The 19,257-nt window shown below is 59.2% G+C and carries 15 protein-coding genes; 13 read left to right on the top strand and 2 right to left on the bottom strand.

The features are described 5' to 3' along the window. The 7 genes from K8W16_RS04255 to K8W16_RS04225 form a co-directional block, all read left to right on the top strand. Positions 1-896: amidohydrolase family protein (locus K8W16_RS04255; protein ID WP_304121424.1), on the top strand; the 896-nt coding region annotated here is incomplete at its 5' end. Between the two features lie 62 nt (positions 897-958). Next, entirely contained in the window at positions 959-2,872 is a 1,914-nt protein-coding gene (locus K8W16_RS04250; RefSeq protein WP_304121423.1) for an FAD-dependent oxidoreductase, read from the top strand. A gap of 180 nt (positions 2,873-3,052) precedes the next feature. After that, positions 3,053-4,936 (top strand): TRAP transporter fused permease subunit, encoded by a 1,884-nt coding sequence (locus K8W16_RS04245; protein ID WP_304121421.1) that lies wholly within the window; start codon positions 3,053-3,055, stop codon positions 4,934-4,936. A gap of 42 nt (positions 4,937-4,978) precedes the next feature. Then, a complete protein-coding gene (locus tag K8W16_RS04240) occupies positions 4,979-5,971 on the top strand; it encodes a TAXI family TRAP transporter solute-binding subunit (protein WP_304121419.1) in 993 nt (330 codons plus the stop codon). A gap of 67 nt (positions 5,972-6,038) precedes the next feature. Next, positions 6,039-6,902: an amidohydrolase family protein gene (locus K8W16_RS04235; protein ID WP_304121417.1), complete on the top strand. Its 864-nt coding sequence runs from the start codon at positions 6,039-6,041 to the stop codon at positions 6,900-6,902. Positions 6,903-7,261: 359 nt separating this feature from the next. Further along, positions 7,262-8,188 (top strand): DMT family transporter, encoded by a 927-nt coding sequence (locus K8W16_RS04230; protein ID WP_304121415.1) that lies wholly within the window; start codon positions 7,262-7,264, stop codon positions 8,186-8,188. A 261-nt stretch (positions 8,189-8,449) separates the two neighbouring features. Beyond that, a complete protein-coding gene (locus tag K8W16_RS04225; protein WP_304121413.1) occupies positions 8,450-8,917 on the top strand; it encodes a Spy/CpxP family protein refolding chaperone in 468 nt (155 codons plus the stop codon). A 172-nt stretch (positions 8,918-9,089) separates the two neighbouring features. On the opposite strand, the gene K8W16_RS04220 is transcribed toward K8W16_RS04225, so the two are convergent. Beyond that, a complete protein-coding gene (locus K8W16_RS04220) occupies positions 9,090-9,767 on the bottom strand; it encodes a TetR/AcrR family transcriptional regulator (RefSeq protein ID WP_304121412.1) in 678 nt (225 codons plus the stop codon). A 146-nt stretch (positions 9,768-9,913) separates the two neighbouring features. On the opposite strand from K8W16_RS04220, the gene K8W16_RS04215 reads away from it, so the two are divergent. The 4 genes from K8W16_RS04215 to K8W16_RS04200 are packed head-to-tail and all read left to right on the top strand — an operon-like array spanning position 9,914 to position 15,046. Next, positions 9,914-10,909, top strand: coding sequence for an efflux RND transporter periplasmic adaptor subunit (locus K8W16_RS04215; RefSeq protein WP_304121410.1), 996 nt, complete (start codon positions 9,914-9,916; stop codon positions 10,907-10,909). Further along, a complete protein-coding gene (locus tag K8W16_RS04210) occupies positions 10,899-12,806 on the top strand; it encodes an ATP-binding cassette domain-containing protein (RefSeq protein ID WP_304121408.1) in 1,908 nt (635 codons plus the stop codon). The genes K8W16_RS04215 and K8W16_RS04210 overlap by 11 nt, the downstream gene beginning before the upstream one ends. Next, complete coding sequence (locus tag K8W16_RS04205) at positions 12,803-13,933, top strand: ABC transporter permease (RefSeq protein ID WP_304121406.1); 1,131 nt, start codon at positions 12,803-12,805, stop codon at positions 13,931-13,933. The genes K8W16_RS04210 and K8W16_RS04205 overlap by 4 nt, the downstream gene beginning before the upstream one ends. A 3-nt stretch (positions 13,934-13,936) precedes the next feature. Then, positions 13,937-15,046, top strand: coding sequence for an ABC transporter permease (locus tag K8W16_RS04200; RefSeq protein ID WP_304121405.1), 1,110 nt, complete (start codon positions 13,937-13,939; stop codon positions 15,044-15,046). A gap of 155 nt (positions 15,047-15,201) precedes the next feature. On the opposite strand, the gene thiD is transcribed toward K8W16_RS04200, so the two are convergent. After that, on the bottom strand, positions 15,202-16,002 hold the full coding sequence (thiD, locus tag K8W16_RS04195) for a bifunctional hydroxymethylpyrimidine kinase/phosphomethylpyrimidine kinase (protein WP_304121403.1): 801 nt from the start codon (positions 16,000-16,002) through the stop codon (positions 15,202-15,204). A 195-nt stretch (positions 16,003-16,197) separates the two neighbouring features. Between thiD and K8W16_RS04190 the strand changes: the two genes are divergently transcribed. After that, positions 16,198-17,577 carry a sodium:proton antiporter gene (locus K8W16_RS04190; RefSeq protein WP_304121425.1) on the top strand — a complete coding sequence of 460 codons (1,380 nt, stop codon included), beginning with the start codon at positions 16,198-16,200 and terminating at the stop codon, positions 17,575-17,577. Between the two features lie 221 nt (positions 17,578-17,798). Next, a complete protein-coding gene (locus K8W16_RS04185) occupies positions 17,799-18,527 on the top strand; it encodes an SDR family NAD(P)-dependent oxidoreductase (RefSeq protein ID WP_304121401.1) in 729 nt (242 codons plus the stop codon). Positions 18,528-19,257: the final 730 nt, after the last annotated feature.

The raw sequence follows: 19,257 nt of genomic DNA, 5'->3' as shown, positions 1-19,257 counted from the left end.
TGTATCCCCCTTTAAACAAACTTTACTCATTTTTGGAGCCTGCCATGCTTATCGATTTCCGTGTACGTCCGCCCTTCAAAAGCCATCTGGATACCTGCGTATTCAACGGCGGTCCCATTCCCACCGATCCTCTGAAACAGTCCATTTTCGATATCGGCAAGGAAAAAGTTCCCTCCAAAGAAGCCCGTTCCATAGAAATGTTCATGGAAGAAATGGACGCCACCGGCACCACGAAGGCCGTGATCATGGGGCGTAAGGCCGACAGCTACGGCAGCGTCAACAACGACGACAGCGCAGAGCTGGCCGCAAAGTATCCGGGGCGTTTCATCCCCTTTGCGGGCATCAATCCCAGCCTTCCCGGCCAGGTGGAGGAAATTGAACGATGCGCCCGCATGGGCTTCCGCGGCATCGGACTGGACTGCGGCTGGCTGAACGATCCCATGTATATTGACGACAAACGCATCGACCCCATCTACGAGAAATGTCAGGAACTTGATCTTATCGTATCCATCACCTGCAGTTTCTGCCTCGGCCCGGATATGACATATTCCGATCCAGACGCCATCATGCGTGTGGCCAACCGCTTTCCGAACATGAAAATCGTCGTCCCCCATGCTTGCTGGCCTCATGTCCACAAGGCCCTTGCCATGGCTATCCTTTGCGAAAACGTCTACCTTATGCCTGACTGCTATGTGTATATTCCCGGATTCCCCATGTCCGAAGAATATATCAACGCGGCCAATACCTATCTCAAATACCGCATCCTGTATGCCAGCACCTATCCCGTACGCAGCCTTACGCAGTGCCTTGCCGGATGGAAGTCCCGCAACTTCACCGAAGAAGCGTTGCGCAACACTCTGTATGAAAATGCCGCCCGTCTGCTGGGTGAAATCTGATCAGCTCACCGATCCCCAGCGAATTCCTTTGGGACAACCCTTAGTCAGAAGTGGAAAAAAAGATGCCGATTCCCCTTATGCTATCGCCCATTACCATCAACGGAACCACTTTCAAGAACCGAATCATTCTGTCCCCCATGCTCACCAGCTATGCCGGCAGCGACGGTCAGATCAGTGAACGCCTTCTGCGCTATCATGAAGCGCGGGCAAAAGGCGGAGTCGGCCTCAGCATGCTTGAGGCGACCTGTGTCGACCCGGCGGGACGCTCCTATAATCCGGGCGTCAACATCTATGACGACAGGTATGTCAAGGGCCTGAAAAAGCTCACTCAAGTCATCCACGATGCCGGAGGCAGGGCAGGTATCCAGCTCAATCATGCCGGAAGGTTATCCAGGCCCGCCGTGTCGCATCATCCTGTACCGCTTGTTTCCTTTGTGCCCGGCTTCACCCCGCTGGATAATTCCGTCGTTCTCGACACCGAGGATATCAGGCGCATTATTCACCGTTTCATAGACGCCGCCCACCGAGCCGTGGAGGCAGGTTTCGACCTCATTGAAATACACGGTGCGCACGGCTACCTGATTTCAGAATTCATATCTCCTCTTTTCAACCAGAGATCGGATGAGTACGGGGGCTCCTTCGACAACATGCTGCGTTTCCCCCTGGAAATCATCCGGGGGGTACGCCGTGTGGTCGGGCCCCACATGCCGCTCTCCTTCCGATGCAGTGTGGAAGAATTCCTTCCCGGCGGCATGACGCTCCCGCTGGCATGCCGCATTGCTCCGGTGGTGGCCAAAGCCGGCATCGATCTCTTTAACGTGAGCGCGGGACTCTCCGAAACCAACGAGTTCACAGGGCCGCCCACCGCCATTCCCCGCGGCTGGAACGCCGACCGCTCCGCAGCTATTAAAGAAGCGCTGCACGGCGCCGCCGCCGTCGCTGTCGCCGGGCGTATCGTCGACTCCGAAACCGCAGAGTCCATCCTGTCTTCAGGAAAGGCGGACATGGTCGTCATGGGCCGTACCCTTATTGCTGATCCGGATCTGCCCCGCAAGGTCGCGGAAGGCCGTGAAGCATTCATACGTCCCTGCATCAGCTGCAGCGAAGGGTGCGGCGGACAGCCCCAAATGTCCTGCGTGCTCAACCCCGGCGTCGGTAGGGAAGCGCTCGGTTTCCCCAAGGCTGAAAAGGCCCTCAACGTCGTTGTCGTGGGCGGCGGTCCCGCCGGAATGCAGGCGGCCCTTACCGCTGCCCAGCGCGGGCACAAGGTGACGCTCTATGAACGCTCCGAAAGGCTCGGAGGCCTGCTCCATTACGCCGCTCTGCCTCCGCACAAGGATATTCTTGCCCGCATCACTTCCTGGTATGCCCATGAGCTTGTCGAGTCGGGGGTTGACGTACAGCTGAACAGAAATATGAACGTCGAGGAGCTGAAGGGGCTGGGAGCCGATGTCCTCTTCGTGGCCACGGGAAGCGATCCCGTTGTTCCTGCCTTTGCCTGTAAGGTGAAATATCTCACAGCAGAACAGGTTCTCGACGGAGCCGATACGGGAAAGCGCGTGCTGGTTCTCGGCGGCGGCATGGTCGGCTGTGAAACCGCGGAGTTTCTGGCCCGGAAGGACAGGGACGTGACCATTGTGGAAATGCGCGCCGCCCTCGCTCCCGACATGCACCGCCGGCCGAGAATTTTCCTGCTGAAATCTCTCCGGGAACACAACACGACCATCCATCTGGAAACTGAGGTGACTTCCATCTCCGGGGACGGTCAGGTCTCTGCCCGCAACAAATACGGTGACGAGCTCTGCCTTGAAGCTTTCGACTCCATCGTGCTTGCTCTGGGGTACCGCCCCCGCAACGCCCTGAGCAGGGCTCTTGCCCTTGCCGACATACCGTTCACACCGCTCGGAGACTGTGTCCATGCGGGAAAAATCATGGATGCCGTTCACAGCGCGTACAACGCCGCCCTCAGCATCTGAATCTCTTCTTTTCATCCTCTCGCTCAATCCAATCTGCACCTATCATCTTATGGTCAGAGGAGGGGCCGAAGGTGATACTTCAATATCAACAGGCATACACCGCTGATATGCGACAGGAAGCCTCTCTTACAGTTCCTTTCTCTCTCATTCAACGGTGTACCGCCTACGGGAGAAGGCCTTATGCCGACCTTTGAACGAAAAAAACTGCGTCCTTTTTTTCTCATCATCGCCACAATTCTCTGTGTGTTTCAGCTGTGCACGTCGGCAGGGATATATACCCCCAACCCCATGGTGATACGCTCCGTGCATCTGGGGCTCATCCTGACGCTGATATTCATGTGGCGTTCCCCCGTCCATAAATATCGGAAGCTCACCGAAGCGGAGCCTGTCTGGATATTTCTGTGGGATCTTCTGTTCATCGTCATGTCCGCCGCTTCCTGTGCCTACATTGCGATTTATGAACCAGAAATCATGGAAAGAATGGCTCAGATCGACGATCTGGACCCCACACAGCTGGCGCTGGGCTCAGCCTGCATCTGCTGCATCATGGAAGCCACGCGCAGAATGGCGGGGAACGCCCTCTTCAGCGTGGCCTGCGTTGCTCTGGCCTACGCCTTCTGGGGAGACCTTCTGCCCGGCAATCTCGGGCATTATCCGCTGGAGTTCCAGCGCGTGGTGGAGACCATCTATCTTCTGGGTGACGGCATCTGGGGGGCTTCCCTCGGCTCTTCCGCCGGGATCATTTTTGTATTCATCCTCTTCGGCTCCCTGCTCAACAAGACCACCATGTCCAACGTCTTTCTGGAACTGGCCTGTCTGCTGACCAGAAATGCCGTGGGCGGCCCGGCCAAGGTGGCCATTTTCGGCTCCTGCCTGTTCGGCAGCGTATCGGGAAGCGCCGCAGGCAACGTGTTTGCCACAGGTACCTTCACCATCCCGCTCATGAAAAGGGTGGGCTACAAGCCCTCCTTTGCCGGCGCCGTGGAAGCCGTCGCCTCTTCCGGCGGCCTGATCATGCCCCCGGTCATGGGCTCCATCGCCTTTGTCATGGCCGAATACACCAACACCAGCTACCTGGCTATATGCAAAGCCGCGCTGCTCCCGGCCTGCCTGTATTACTTCTGTCTCTTCATGATGATCCACTTCCAGGCCCTGCGCTACAACATCAAGGGAACGCCCCGCGACCTGGTGCCTGAACGCAGCAAGATAATCCGCAAGCTGTACCACCTTCTTCCGCTCATACTCCTGATCCTGGCCATGGTGTCCGGCTTCAGCATCAACTATGCGGCCCTCGGAGCATGCCTGTCCGTCGTGCTGCTCTCCTGCATCGACAAGGAAACCCGTATAGGATTCCGGCGTCTGCTGGATATCATTCAGGATACGGCAAACAACATACTCATGATCGCCACCTGCTGCGCCTGCGTCGGCGTCGTAATCGCCGTCGTTACCATGACCGGATTCGGGTTCAGCTTCGTCAGCATCATGAGCTCCATTGCGGCCACCAGTATCTGGCTTTTCCTCCTTCTGCTCATGACGGCCTGCGTACTGTTCGGCATGGGTCTGCCTGCCCTGCCCGCCTATCTTCTGGTGGCTACCTTCGGCGCGCCCGTGCTGGTAAATGCAGGCGTTCCCCTCATCGCAGCGCACCTGTTCGTCATGTATTACGCCATAAGTTCGGGCATCACCCCTCCCGTGTGCCTGGTCGCCTATGCAGGCGCCTCCGTGGCCGACGCGCCGCCCATGGAAACGGGCCTCACCTCATTCAAGCTGGGAATATGCGGTTTCCTTGTGCCCTTCTTCTTCATCTTTGAGCCCTCCCTTTTGCTCATGGGAGAATGGCATACGGTACTGACCTCCGTAGCAACCGCCATTTTCGGCGTGATCTGCCTTGCCTCTTCATTGCAAGGATGGCTTCTCATCGAATCCGACAGGCTGGAGCGTGTCTGCATGTTCGTTGCAGGCGTTACGCTGGTATATCCCGGCATGATCACCGACATACTCGGCTTTGTCCTGGCTGCCTTTGTTCTTCTTATGCAACGCCGCAGAAGGGCTTTGCCTGCATGACTGCATAATATGTGTTCATCCCCTCAACAAAAGGAGAATGGTATGAGTTTCATTTGGAAAAGTGCCCTGGCAATCGCTATGACGGTTCTTTTAACCGCTCCGTGCACGGCTGCGGAGGCAGACAACGCTCCCATAAAAATCCGCGGCGTCGGCGGAAGCAACCTGGGAGGTACCTGGACTGTCGGCCTGACAGGCATAAGCAAACTGATCAACGACCGCTATCCCGGCAGCACCATGGATATCCTCATCGGGGCCTCCGTGAGCAATCCGCTGCGCCTGGAAAACAACTCCGGCGACCTCACGCTGACGCAGGGCTTCAATACTTTTGCAGGGCCGAGAGGACTGACCCCTTACAACAAGCCCCTCAAGAATCTTGCCGCCATAGGCAATATCCACGATACCTCCAGAATGCAGATCATTGTGTCCGCAGATCTTCAGGCCGACAGCCTGGATGAAATCGTGGAGAAAAAGCTGCCTATCCGCCTGGACTGCGGAGCCAAGGGCTCGCTGCACTACATGCTCGGCCAAATGTATCTTGCCGAACTCGGCGTAACCCTGAAGGATATCGAAGAATGGGGAGGCAAAGTCACCGTCATCCCCGATTCCGAAAGAGTGGCTGCCTTCCAGGACGGCGTCATCAACGCCCTGTTCGTGCTCGGCCCCGGAGAACAGGCCGACAAGCTGGAGCTCGTGCGCAGCTGCGACGTCAAGTGGATCCCCGTATCGGACAAGGTACTCAAGGCTGTTTCCGAAAAAACCGGGCTCGGCATAGGCTCTGTCCCCGGCACGTTCTACGGCGGAGCCGTAGGCAAGGATACCCCCTGCCTCATCGACACCACGGTGTTCCTGGTCCGCAAAAATCTTCCCGAGGACGTGGTCTACAAAATCACCCGCTCCATTTGCGAGGGCTACAAGGAACTGCATGCGGTACAGCCCACATGGTCTACCCTGAATCCTCAGGATATGCCCAAGGATCTGGTACTGCCTCTGCATCCCGGTGCGGAAAAATATTATAAGGATGCAGGAATTCTGTAAATCTTTGACCTGGTGTGCATGCTTTCCGCTTTTCGGCAGTATGCACGCCAGCAAAAAGAGGTAGTGCATGATTATAGACTTTCGCATCCGCCCGCCATTCAAAAGTTTCATGAACCTTGAGATCATTCAGGGCTGGCGGCAAGGCCTTGACCCTGATCCCCGGAAAATGAAGCCCACAGGCTTTGAACGCCGCTTTGTTCCCTCCGTGGCGGAAGGCTCCATCGACCTCATGGTCAAAGAAATGGACGCGGCAGGCATCACTTACGGCGTCATCATGGGGCGCCAGACCAGCAATCCTGTCTACGGTGACGCCGACAACGCCGATGTGTATGAGCTGACCAGGCTTTACCCCGGCCGCTTTTTCGGCTTCGGAGGCATCGCTCCGACCTCGCCCACAGCCCTCGAAGATATGGAGCAATGCGCCAAGAAATATGGATTCAAAGGAATTGCCATTGATGCCGGATGGTGTAATCCGCCTCTTCCTCCAGGCGATCCGGCCCTCGAACCTATCATGGACCTGGCAGAACAGCTCGGTCTGATTGTTGTTTTCACCATGAGCGCCTATGTGGGTCCCAACCTTTCCTTTACCGATCCCGGCCCCATGCTCCCCATGCTGAGAAGACATAAAAAAGTCAACGTCGTGTTTGCCCACGGTTGCTGGCCCAAAATACAGGAAGCCCTCGGCGTGGCTCTCCTGTGCAGGAATGTCTACCTCTCTCCCGACTGCTACTTCTATGTACGCAACATGCCCATGCAGATGGAAATCACGCGTGCTGCAAACTCATTTTTAAAGCATCGTCTCCTCTTTGCTTCCAGCTATCCGATCCGGGGATTTGAACAATGCGTGGAAAACTGGGGCGAAAGAGGCCTGGACAAGGACAGCCTCGCCTGTTCGCTCTACCATAACGCAGCGGAACTGCTCGGCCTGTGACGCCCCTTCCATGCACCCTCCCCCAAAAGGGATATCTTCTCATGAAGGTATCCCTTTTCCTGTACACGCTGACAAAAAAAGCCCAGGCGGGCTCCCCGCAGAGAAAAAATCCCCGACGGATTCGGCAAGGCCGAAAAGGGAGGCTGCCCGCCCTCTGCCCGGCGGCCCGATTGACAGAAATTCCGCATCCTTCTAAGAGCTTATCTGCGGAAGGCACGAACGGCGTGCTTTCCGGGCACATTCCCGTCCCGCCGGGGAGGGACGCGCCGCTTCCTTCACCGGGAAACAATATCGTTTTCCCCGGCCGGCCCTGACGGTTTCGCAGCGGAGGGCCGCTCCAGAACATCACGGAGACCGACATGGGCTTTCTCCTCGCTCTTCTCTCCTCCGCCGCCTTCGGGCTGATTCCCCTGTTCAGCCTCCCGCTCATGCAAGGCGGCATGAGCGCCGCATGCGTGCTGTTCTACCGCTTCCTGTTCGGCTCCCTTTCCCTCGGGCTCATCATCGTGCTCCGCCATGAAAGGCTGGCCGCCCCTGCACGCGAACTCGGCTCTCTCGCCCTGTTCAGCATCATGTACGCCCTGGCCGCCCTGCTCATGTTCCACGGCTTCCACTATCTGCCGAGCGGCGTGGCCGCCACGCTGCAATTCCTCTACCCGCTCATGGTCATGCTCATCATGATCCTCTTCTTCCATGAGCGCTTTTCCCTGCTTACCGCCGCCTCCGTGGCGCTGGCCATACTGGGCGTGTTCCTTCTGGGCGGCGGGGAAGGCGGGCACATAGGCCTGACGGGCATAGCCCTGCTGCTTGTTTCCGCGCTGTGCAACGCCGTGTACATCTGCGGCCTGCACGTTGCCCGCATACGCAGCATTTCCGGGCTGAGCATCACCTTCTGGGTGCTCTTCTTCGGCATGGCCGCCTCGCTCCTGAACGCCGTGCTCACGGACTCCTTCGTATGGCTCCATTCCTGGAAGGAAGCCTCTCTTGCCGTGCTGCTCGCCGTAATCACCGCCGCCTTCTCCAACCTCACTCTGGTGCTGGCCATACGGCGCATAGGCTCGACTCTGGCCTCCATCCTTGGCGTGATGGAACCCCTCACCGCCGTGGCTGTGGGCATACTGGTCTTTCACGAACCGGCCACTGCGGGCGTGTTCCTCGGCGTGGCCGTCATCTGCGCCGCGGTACTTCTCGTACTGGCCGGGCCGCTTGTACTCTCCCGCCTGCATGCGGGTACGGGAGGGAAGGGCCGGAGGCCGCGCAAAAGCCTGCACGAGCCTGAAGCATAGTCCCCGGCAGAGCCCCGGACGCCTTTTCACATCCGCTCTTCAGACTCCGCAGCTCAACCCAAAACGCCGCCTGTATTCTCTCCCGGACTGCAAAGGCGGCGGCAAAGGTATCTCTTGCACGTCCGTAACCTGCAACAAGTGTATCTTTCCAAAGCAGGATATTGCGAAATACTTTGAAACGTGACAATAAAGCCGCGTTTTTCTATATACTGGCCTTGTGGTCCACATACACAGAAAACCTCTCGCCCAAAGGACAATACCATGACCAGAAAGACCATCGCCGTTGCTCTTATTGCCGCCACCTTCGCCGCCAGCATCCCCGTCGCCGCCATGGCCAACCCCGGCTTCCACGGCAGATACGCCCGCGACTGCCGCGCCATGGCTCCCTGCGAAGCCATGCCGAACCTTACCGAAGATCAGCTCGCGCAGCTGGACAAATATCACAAGGAACACTATGCCGCCGTGGCTCCCCTGCGCGACCAGCTTGCGGAAAAACGCATGACTCTGAACGCCCTTTCCCGCAACCCCAACACCTCCCCGGATGAACTGCGCGCCCTCACGGCGGATATCACCAAGCTGCGCGCCCAGATCCGCACCGTGAACGAAGATTTCCGCGCCAAAATGCAGAAGGAAGGCCTGCCCTGCCCCGGTTTCCGCCACCACGACGGCTTCGGTCCCAGTTTCGGCCCCCGCCACGACGGCTTCGGCCCCAGAGGCTGCGCCCGCTGAAACTTCGGGAAGCGCCCCTCTTCTTGAGCTCTTCCCGTACAAAACCTCTTCCTGAACGCCCTCCCCTGCAAAGGCTTTCGGAAAGAATACCTCCTCTCCTCCTTACAAAAAAGGCCTCCGCACGGAGGCCTTTTTTTGATGAGAAAACAACGGCGAATATATACCGGGCTTTTCAAGGCTCGGGAAAAGAGCCCTTCAGCGCGTTCAATCCGCCTAAGGAATAGGCAAGCATGGCTTCCACCAGCCTCTCAGGCTTCTCCATGAACCCCGGCAGAAGCAGCACCTGTATTTTTTCAGGAAAAAGCACCAGGAACATGCAGGGCATGAGCAGCATGGCCGCCGCTTCCTGCGCGCCTTCAGAGTCGGGAGGAAAGCCCGTGATCTCGCACACCAGGGAACGCACCACGTTCAGCTTGGGCAAGGCCGTACCCACCAGGGATGCAGGCAGGTCGGCAGACGGGGAAGCCACCTCGCGCAGCAGCACGGGAAGCCCCCACAGTTCCGGGGCCTTCATGGCCGCGCGCACCACAAGCTCAAGAAAGGCCCGCAATTTCTGCTCAGGCGCGCCGGAGGACTCCATGACGGCGTTCAGCTCCTCCATGCTCACCAGCTGCCGGTGCGCCTCCACGAGCACTTCCTCATACAGGGCTTCCTTACCGCCGAAATAATAGTTCACGGCCGCGCCGTTCACCCCGGCCCTTTCGCATATCTCGCGGAGCGTAGCCTTGAGATAGCCTTTTTCGGCAAAGACATGCCCCGCGGCTTCAAGTACGGTGCCCCGCGTGGAAAGGCCGTCCCGGCGGGGGGCGCTGCGTTTTCTCCGGCTGTAGTTGTAAGTATTTTCCATCATGGTGTGACGATAGGGAAAAAAATTTCAAATGTCAAATTCAAATATAAAATTGAATTTTGTATTTGACTTTTGCCTCAATCGTTCCTACCCTTGGTACAAAGAGATCATTTCCGGCGTCATGCCGTCATTGCGGAAAGGGTGTCGACATGAAAAAAATCGTCATTATTCTTGCCGTCCTCCTGCTTTGCGCGGCAGGCTGGTACTACGCAAACAACACCCCGGCAGACAGCGCCCGGGGCGAGCTTACACTCTACGGCAATGTAGATATCCGCCAGGTTTCCCTGGCCTTCGAGCAGGGCGGCCGCATCACGAAACTTTTCGCCGAAGAAGGCGACATGGTGGAACAGGGCGCGCTGCTTGCGGAAGTGGACGTGACGACGCTCACCCTTCAGGCGAAGAAGCTCGGCGCAGAGATTGCCGCGCAGGAGCAGAACCTGCTCAAGATGCGGCGCGGCAACCGCCCTGAGGAAATCGCAAGGGCCGAAGCTGCGCTCCGTACGGCGGAAGCCTCGCTGGAGCAGGCGCGGCGCGACGACGCCCGCCTTGCCGCCCTGCGCCGCACCAACTCCGTAAGTACGCAGGAAAGGGAAAAAGCCCAGACGGCCCTGCGCGTGGCCCAGGGGCAGCGCGATGAGGCTCTTCATGCCCTCGCCCTTCTGCGCGAAGGCTTCCGCGAGGAAGATATCGCCATGGCCGAAGCCCAGCTCAACGCCGCCAAGGCCTCTCTCGCCATCATGGAGCACAGCATTTCCCTCGGAAAGCTGTATGCGCCCACAAAGGCATGCGTCACCTCCCGCCTCCTGGAGGAAGGCGACATGGCCTCTTCCGCCACGCCTGTATTCCTTCTTTCCCTCACCTCGCCCAAATGGGTGCGCGCCTATGTCACGGAACCGCAGCTCGGGCGCGTCCGCCCCGGCATGAAGGCGGACATACGCACCGACTCCTTCCCTGAACCCGTACCCGGACATGTGGGCTATATTTCGCCTACGGCGGAGTTCACGCCCAAGAGCGTGCAGACGGAAGACCTGCGCACCTCCCTGCTCTATGAAGTGCGCATTGTTGCCGACGATACAAAGGACACGCTCCGCCTCGGCATGCCCGTCACCGTCATCCTGCATGAGGAAGGCGGACATGGAAGCTGACGCGCCCGGCACGCCTTACGCGCTCTCTTCCGGGGAAAAGATCCTTCCCCGCGAAAACGCCGTGGTAAGCGCGCGTTCCCTGAGCCGCGTCTTCCAGACGAAGGGGATGCGCGTGACTGCCCTTTCCTCCCTGGACATGGATGTACCCGCCGGCTGCATGACGGCCCTGGTAGGACCGGACGGCGCGGGAAAGACCACCTTCCTGCGCATGGTCTGCGGCCTGCTCGCCCCCACTTCCGGTTCCCTCACGGTGCTCGGCCGCGACATTTCGCGCGAAGCGCAGGACGTGCAGAGCCGCGTAAGCTACATGCCGCAACGCTTCGGTCTGTATGAGGATCTGAGCGTCATGGAAAACATGACCCTGTATGCCGACCTGCACGGCATACCGGAAGAAGTACGCAGACAGCGCTTTGCCCGCCTGCTGGATATGACGGACCTTGCCCGCTTCACCTCCCGCCCTGCAGGCAAACTTTCCGGCGGCATGAAGCAGAAGCTCGCCCTGGCCTGCACTCTGGTGCGTTCCCCGGAACTGCTGCTTCTCGACGAACCTTCCGTGGGCGTGGACCCTCTTTCCCGGCGGGAGCTGTGGGCCATCATCACGAACATGGTGAAGGAAGAACATCTTTCCGTCATGGTGAGCACCGCATATATGGACGAGGCGGAGCGCTGCGCCCGCGTGGTGGTACTGCATGAAGGGCGCGTCCTCGCCCGGGGCACGCCGGAAAGCCTGCGCGGACTCACCGCCGGGCTCTGCCATACCGTCCCCCTTCCCGAAGGCATGAGGGCGCGCACCCTTCAGGCCCGCCTGCTCGACCAGGAATCCCTCGTCATGGACGCCGTGCCCGAAGGCTCAGGCGTGCGCTTCGTGCTGAACCCGGAATACGGAAAAGACGGCCTTCCCGATGCCCTGTTTTCCCCCTGCCCGGGCGGGCCTTCCCCTAACAGAGAAGCCTGCCGCGCCGTTCCCTCCCGCCTGGAGGACAGCTTCATGCTGCTTCTCAGGCATCACAGCTCCGAGGGGAACCATGCCGGATCTTCGCTCCCCGCTCCCGAGAGCGACGCCCCGCCCCACGGAGAAAGGGAGGCCCCCTTGTGCCTCGCGCCCTTCTCCTCCGGGGGGAAGGAGGCGGATACCGTCATTGAAGTGCGCGACCTCGTGCGCAGGTTCGGCGACTTCACCGCCGTGGCCAGCACCTCGTTTTCCGTGCGCCGGGGCGAAGTGTTCGGCCTGCTCGGCCCCAACGGCGCAGGCAAGACCACCACGTTCCGCATGCTCTGCGGTCTTCTGCCCGCCACCAGCGGCCATCTTCGCGTGGCCGGGGAAAACCTGCGCACGGCCGCGGCGCAGGCCCGCACCCGCGTGGGCTATGTTTCCCAGAAATTTTCCCTGTACGGCAACCTTTCCGTGCTGGAGAATCTGCATTTTTTCGGTGGCGTGTACGGTATAGGGCCCTTTGCCCTGCGCCGCCGCATCCGCGAGGTACTGCAGGAATTCGAGCTTGCCGGCCATGAGCACGACATGAGCGGCAATCTGCCCGGGGGCTTCAAGCAGCGCCTTTCCATGGCCGTAGGCATGCTGCACAAGCCGGAAATACTTTTTCTGGACGAACCCACGAGCGGCATAGACCCTCTGGCCCGCCGCGTGTTCTGGCGACGCATCACCTCCCTTTCCGAAGAAGGCACCACCATCATCGTCACCACCCATTTCATGGAAGAAGCCGAATACTGCGACCGCATGCTCATTCAGGATGCGGGGCGCGTGCTCGCCCTGGGCACGCCCGACGAAGTAAGAAGGCAGGGCGGGAACGCCGCCACCATGGAAGAAGCCTTCATCCACATTGTCAAAAGCTCCCGCGCGGCAAAAGAACGCGCCGGGGCGAAGGAGGGCGCTGCATGAAAGCCTTCCTCCGCCGTCTCTCCGCCCTCACCGTCAAGGAACTGCGCCAGATATCGCGAGATCCGAGCAGCATCATGATAGGGCTGGTGCTGCCCATCATCCTCATCCTCATTTTCGGCTACGGCCTTTCCCTGGACGTGAACAATGCGCCCGTGGCCGTAGTCATGGAACATGCCACGCCTCTTGCCCGCGACACGCTCTCCGGCCTGAACGGCTCCCGCTATTTTTCCCCACGCCATGTCGCCTCCATGCGCGAGGCGGAGGAACTGCTCAGAAAACGCGAGGTGGACGCCATCATCCGCACGGCAAGCGACTTCGACAGTCGTTTCAAACAGGGCAGGGCGGAAATACAGCTCATCCTGCACGGCGTGGACTCCACCACGGCCACGCTCATCCATCAGTACACAAGCGCCATGCTTTCCCTGCGCCTGCAATCCGCCCTGGAACGCGCAGGCAGGGATCATGCCGGGACGGGCAGGGGCTCCGCCGTGGTCGAAAGCCGCATCTGGTTCAATGAGGCGGCCAACAGCACCTGGTATCTGGTGCCGGGGCTCATCGTCATCATCATGACGCTGGTAGGCGCCTTTCTCACCGCGCTCATCATGGCCCGAGAATGGGAACGCGGCACACTGGAAGCGCTCTTCGTCTCCCCCGTGGGCCGGGCGGAAATACTGCTTTCCAAGATCATTCCCTACTTTCTGCTGGGCATGGCCGGGCTGCTGCTCTGCCTCGGGGCGGCGCGCTGGCTTTTCGAGGTGCCCATGCGCGGGAGCCTCACGCTCTTTTTCCTCTGCTCCTCGCTCTACCTCGTGGTGGCCCTCGGCATGGGGCTCGCCATATCGTCGGTAACGCGCAGCCAGTTCCTTTCCTGCCAGATCGCCATCGTGGTGAGCTTTCTGCCCGCCGTCATTCTCTCGGGCTTTCTCTTCGATCTGAGAAGCGTGCCCCTCGTGGCCCGCATCGTGGGCAACATCCTGCCCGCCACCTACTACATGGATCTTTTGAAAACCCTGTTCCTCGCCGGAAACAACATAACCATCATTCTCCGCGACTCAGCGGCGCTTCTTCTCTACGCCGTACTCTTCATGGGCGTCGCCATACGCTTCACCCGCAAGAACCTGGACTGAGCCATGCACATTCTGCTTCTTCTCCGAAGGCTCCGCAGCCTCTGCATCAAGGAACTGCTCATAATCTTCAAGGACCCGGCCAACCGCCTGGTACTCATCATTCCGGTAGTCATCCAGTCCTTCATTTTCGGCTACGCGGCCACCTACGACCTCAATTTCATCCCCTACGTTCTCTGCGACCAGAGCGGGAGCGCCCTTTCCCGCGACCTTGCCGCCCGCCTGGACGGCACGGAAAAATTCGTCCGCCAGGCCACGCTGGAAAACACCGCTCAGGCGGAGGAATGGATATACGACGGCAAGGCCCTGCTCGCTCTGAACATAGGTCCCGATTTCGCCGACCGCATACTCACAGGCCGTGACGCGGACATACAAGTCCTCCTCGACGGGCGAAACTCCACCACCGCCGCCATGGCTCAGGGGTATCTTGCGCAGATCGTGGCGGAGTGGAACGCTGCCGCGGGCAACGCCGCCCCGGTATCCCTCGTCATGAGGGCATGGTTCAACCCCCAGCTGGAAACGCGCTGGAACATCATGCCCGGCATGCTCGGCTCTCTCAGCATCATCCAGATCATGGTGCTCGCCGCCCTTTCCGTGGCCAGGGAACGGGAACAGGGTACCTTCGACCAGATGCTGGTCACGCCCCTTTCCCCGTGGGAAATCCTCATCGGAAAAGCCGTACCTCCCATCGTAGTGGGCCTTTTCCAAGCCACTTTTATTTTACTTATCTGCCTGTACTGGTTTGATATTCCTTTTATGGGAAGTTATGTAGACCTCTATGTTTCCCTTTGCGTATTCACATTGAGCTGCGCAGGAATCGGGCTCTGCATCTCTGCCGTTTCCCTGAACATGCAGCAGGCCCTCGTGTACTGCTTCGTCACGCTTCTGCCCATGGTGCTGCTCTCCGGCCTCGCCACGCCGGTGAGCGCCATGCCCGAAGCTCTGCAGATCGCCACCTACGCCAACCCTCTGCGTTTTGCACTCGTGTGCGTGCGCAGCGTCTACCTCGAAGGCGCAGGCCTTGAAGACATAGCCCGGAACTTCATCCCCATGCTGGCCGTGGCCGCCGTCACCCTGCCGCTCGCCGGTTGGCTCTTCCGTAACAGGCTGAGCTGACGGAACCTTCCCGCATCACGGCGCAGGCACGAAAAAACGCCGTACCCCGCACACGGCAGGAATACGGCGGAAGAAAGAGCGGCGAAAACCGGAACGGAAGCGGCCCTGCGTCTTCCGGGCGGGGATAGCCGAACACACCGTCCGCCCGGGGAAAACTACCTCAGCCCCGCCATGTGATTGCAGGGGCCATGCCCCTTGCCCGGGGCAAAGCTGTGCCTGAGCGCGAGGTTCAGAAACTCCTGCGCCCGCGTCACGGCAACGCGCAGCGGCATGCCGAGGGCAAGCTGCGCGGCTATGCCCGCAGAAAGGGTGCAGCCCGTGCCGTGGCTGTTTTGCGTATCCACATGAGGCTGGCGCAGGGCCACGGGCTCATACCCTTTTTCCAGAAGCCAGTCGGTGACGAACACGGGCTTTCCCTCACAGTGTCCGCCCTTCATGAGCACAGCCTGCGCCCCCAGGTCGAGAAGGCGCGTCCCCGCTTCAAGCACCTCGTCGTCGGAGCGTATTTTCATCCCGGAAAAAAACTCGGCTTCCGGCCTGTTGGGCGTAAAGAGGGCGGCACGGGGCATGAGCCTTTCGCGCAGGGCCTCGATGCCGTCTTCCTCCATAAGCTTGTGGCCGCTCGTACTCACGCACACGGGATCCACCACCAGCGGGAAACTCTGCCCGTCCAGAATATCGGCCACGGCATGAATGATGCCCGCATTGAACATCATGCCCGTTTTCGCCGCATGCACGGGAAAACCTTCAAGGACTGTAGTGAGCTGCAAGGCCACGAATTCCGGCTCGGGCGCATGAATACCCGCAACACCCAGGCCGTTCTGCGCGGTGAGCGCCGTGATCACGCTCATACCGAAGGTCTTCATCATAGTCATGGTCTTCAGGTCGGCCTGTATACCGGCGCCTCCGCCGGAATCGGAACCGGCAATGGTGAGAACATTGGGTATCTGCTGCATGAGGCGCTCCTTGTTGCGTTTTTTCTTCTGACATGCCCTCAAAAAGCGCGCCGAGTCAAGCTTCCTGCGCCACGCTGCGCCTAAAGTTCTTGATGGAACGCCTTTTTTTAGATAGAAGAAAACCTAATTCTATCTTTTCCTGAAAGGAGTCCGTGGATGCACCGTTTCAAATTCTCCTCCCTCCTCCTTCTGGCGATGCTGCTCGTTCCCAGCCTCTGCTTCGCTGAAGGACAACATTTCCAGCTGCCCAAAGACCTCTCCATCCTGTGGGTGGTACCCTTCGTGTGCATGCTGCTTTCCATCGCCATCTGCCCCCTGGCCGTGCCCCACTTCTGGGAACACCACTTCGGCAAGGTGGCGGGCTTCTGGGGCCTGGCTTTCCTCATCCCCTGTGCCCTCACCTTCGGCTTCGGCAACGCCTTCTTCCTGGCCGCCGAAAGCGTGCTTCTTGAATATGTGCCCTTCATCCTGCTGTTGCTCGCCCTGTTCACCGTGGCCGGCGGTATCCGCCTCAAGGGTACTCTCGTGGGTACTCCCATCGTGAACACAGCCATTCTGGCCGTGGGCACCCTGCTCGCCAGCTGGATGGGCACCACCGGCGCGGCCATGCTCCTTATCCGTCCGCTCCTGCGCGCCAACGCCCATCGCAAGTACCGCGTGCATCAGGTCGTGTTCTTCATCTTCCTCGTAGCCAACATCGGCGGCTCCCTCACTCCCCTGGGCGATCCGCCTCTGTTCCTCGGCTTCCTCAAGGGCGTGAGCTTCTTCTGGACCACCGTGCATCTGTTCGCGAAGACCCTGCTCATCTCCGTCATCCTGCTGGCCCTCTACTTCGTCATAGACACCGTGCTCTTCAAGAAGGAAGGCAGCCCCGTTCCCGCCGATGCCGCGAATTCCAAGGAAAAGCTGGGCTTTGAAGGCTGCATCAACTTCGTGTTCCTCGCCTGCATCGTGGCCAACACCCTGATCTCCGGCCAGTGGACCGGCCCCACCTTCCACATCTTCGGCGTTCCCATGGAACTGCAGAATGTGGTGCGCGATATCATGTACATCGTGATCGCCGTGGCTTCCTGGAAGAGCACCGATATGGGCTGCCGCACCCGCAACAACTTCACCTGGGCGCCCATTGAAGAAGTGGCCAAGCTGTTCATCGGCATCTTCCTCAGCATGATTCCCGCCATCGCCATCCTCAAGGCCGGTTCCGACGGCGCTCTCGCCTCCGTGGTGAACCTGACCACCGATGCCGAAGGCCATCATGTGACTTCCATGTTCTTCTGGATGACCGGTCTTCTGTCCTCCTTCCTCGACAACGCTCCCACCTACCTCGTGTTCTTCAACACTGCCGGCGGCAACGCCGCCCAGCTCATGGTTGACGGCGAAGTGCTGGCCGCCATCTCCGCAGGCGCGGTGTTCATGGGCGCCAACACCTACATCGGCAACGCGCCGAACTTCATGGTGAAGGCCATTTCCGAAGAGCAGGGCGTCAAGATGCCCAGCTTCTTCGGCTACATGGCCTGGTCCGTCGGTATCCTCTGCCCGCTCTTCGCCCTCATTACCTTCATCTTCTTCATGTAATGTAAGATGCCGAAAGGGTGAAAGCCTGACTGCCGGGGCCGCGCTCAAGGGCGCGGCCCTTTTCGTTAAAAAACAGCCCGGACGCCCAGCCTGCCCCGGGGAATCCCGAACCTTTCCCCATTCCGAAGGAAATGCCGGTCGGCAACGGGCACTCCCCTAAGGCTCTCCCCCTCACCGGCACTCCCGGACAAGTACCCGAACACGCTTAAGGAGCATCTGCCATGAAAAAAATCGTCATCACAGGAGGAGCCTCCGGCATCGGCCGCCATATGGCCACGGGCTTTGCCGCCAAAGGCTATGAGGTCTTTGCCCTGGACAAGCAGCGTACAACCTTTATCGAGGAACATATTCACTTCTTCCCCATGGATCTGGAGGAGGAATCCCAGATTCACCGTTGCTTCCGGTACATAACAAAGCAGTACGGCGAAATCCATGTGCTCATCAACAACGGGGCCGTCAGCAAGTTCCACAAACCGGTCTTTGAACTGACCCCGCAGGAATTCGACCGGGTGATCCGGACGAACCTGAGAGGAGCCTTCCTCTGCTGCAAGGAATTCATCTCTCAGCACAGCTTCGGCTCCTACGGCCGGATCATCAACATCGCATCTACGCGCTTCCATCAGAATGAAGCCGGCTGGGAAGCCTATGGAGCTTCCAAAGGCGGACTGGTTTCACTGACCAACAGCCTCTGTGTTTCCCTTTCCTGTACCGGCATCACGGTCAATGCCGTCAGCCCCGGATGGATTCAGGTGGAGGATTATGAAGAGCTGACGGAAATCGACCATAAACAACACCCTTCCGGCCGGGTGGGAAAGCCGGAGGACATACTGAATGCCTGCCTTTTTCTGTGCGAAGCGTCCAATGATTTCATCAACGGCGCAAACCTTCTGGTCGACGGCGGCATGACCAAGAAAATGATCTACGCAGATACGCCTGATTTCAACGCATAATCCCTGGCACAGCGGCGGACGCTTCAGACCCTGCAGCAGGAACCGCTTCAGGGCCTGAACAGCTCAGCAAAACAACAAGGCATCGTATCATCGCACATGCAGTGCTCGGCAAAGAACGGCAGAAGGCTCCACACCGGAGGGGAACACGATGCAAGGGCGTTGCCCGCCCAGGAAAACCTTCCCTGATCCTCTCGTTGCGACAGGCCTTTTCCGCCCCTCCTGCCGCTGCGCACGGCCTCACCGCCATAAAAAAAGCCCCGGATGCAGTGTTCCCGGAGCGGCTCCTTCTTCCCCCATGAAAAAAATGCCTGTCCCATGGTGCATGGTCGAAGACGTGTACCCAAAGGCGATTCCTCCATGAGCAGTGTCCCCTTGTCAGGACGTCATTCACCCAGCGCCGGGCATAATAGTCAGGACCACCCGTAAAACGGGCGGCTTGTTCAGCCCTGTAAGGGCTTGTTACTTCCTCGCGCCTTAATGGCGCCGGCTTGAACTTCTCAGGTCGGTGCCCTGTCTTTTTTCCATGGTTCAAGCCCCCATGCAGATTGACTCCCAGCCTGCTCCTCAAGGAGCTTTCCCTGCTTCGGACTGAACGGATCCGTATATTCTCTGGCCGTTCTCTCATCGAGCATGATATCCTCTCAATCCTGATCTCTTATATATTTCCTGATGGATGCTTCGCTCAAGCCTGTTGTGCCGACATAACACCCCATGCTCCAGAATCTTCGAT

It is taken from the genome of Mailhella massiliensis (genome assembly GCF_020741395.1).
In the GTDB taxonomy this organism is placed as follows: domain Bacteria; phylum Desulfobacterota; class Desulfovibrionia; order Desulfovibrionales; family Desulfovibrionaceae; genus Mailhella; species Mailhella massiliensis_A.
This window is presented reverse-complemented; position numbering and strand designations above follow the sequence as displayed.

Bases quoted from the DNA above. Each gene is read 5' to 3' on its own strand.
- K8W16_RS04240 (WP_304121419.1), top strand. From the start codon at position 4,979: ATGAGTTTCATTTGGAAAAGTGCCCTGGCAATCGCTATGACGGTTCTT.
- K8W16_RS04205 (WP_304121406.1), top strand. From the start codon at position 12,803: ATGAAAGCCTTCCTCCGCCGTCTCTCCGCCCTCACCGTCAAGGAACTG.
- K8W16_RS04235 (WP_304121417.1), top strand. From the start codon at position 6,039: ATGATTATAGACTTTCGCATCCGCCCGCCATTCAAAAGTTTCATGAAC.
- thiD (WP_304121403.1), bottom strand. From the start codon at position 16,002: ATGCAGCAGATACCCAATGTTCTCACCATTGCCGGTTCCGATTCCGGC.
- K8W16_RS04220 (WP_304121412.1), bottom strand. From the start codon at position 9,767: ATGATGGAAAATACTTACAACTACAGCCGGAGAAAACGCAGCGCCCCC.
- K8W16_RS04230 (WP_304121415.1), top strand. From the start codon at position 7,262: ATGGGCTTTCTCCTCGCTCTTCTCTCCTCCGCCGCCTTCGGGCTGATT.
- K8W16_RS04215 (WP_304121410.1), top strand. From the start codon at position 9,914: ATGAAAAAAATCGTCATTATTCTTGCCGTCCTCCTGCTTTGCGCGGCA.
- K8W16_RS04185 (WP_304121401.1), top strand. From the start codon at position 17,799: ATGAAAAAAATCGTCATCACAGGAGGAGCCTCCGGCATCGGCCGCCAT.
- K8W16_RS04245 (WP_304121421.1), top strand. From the start codon at position 3,053: ATGCCGACCTTTGAACGAAAAAAACTGCGTCCTTTTTTTCTCATCATC.
- K8W16_RS04190 (WP_304121425.1), top strand. From the start codon at position 16,198: ATGCTGCTCGTTCCCAGCCTCTGCTTCGCTGAAGGACAACATTTCCAG.
- K8W16_RS04225 (WP_304121413.1), top strand. From the start codon at position 8,450: ATGACCAGAAAGACCATCGCCGTTGCTCTTATTGCCGCCACCTTCGCC.
- K8W16_RS04250 (WP_304121423.1), top strand. From the start codon at position 959: ATGCCGATTCCCCTTATGCTATCGCCCATTACCATCAACGGAACCACT.
- K8W16_RS04210 (WP_304121408.1), top strand. From the start codon at position 10,899: ATGGAAGCTGACGCGCCCGGCACGCCTTACGCGCTCTCTTCCGGGGAA.
- K8W16_RS04200 (WP_304121405.1), top strand. From the start codon at position 13,937: ATGCACATTCTGCTTCTTCTCCGAAGGCTCCGCAGCCTCTGCATCAAG.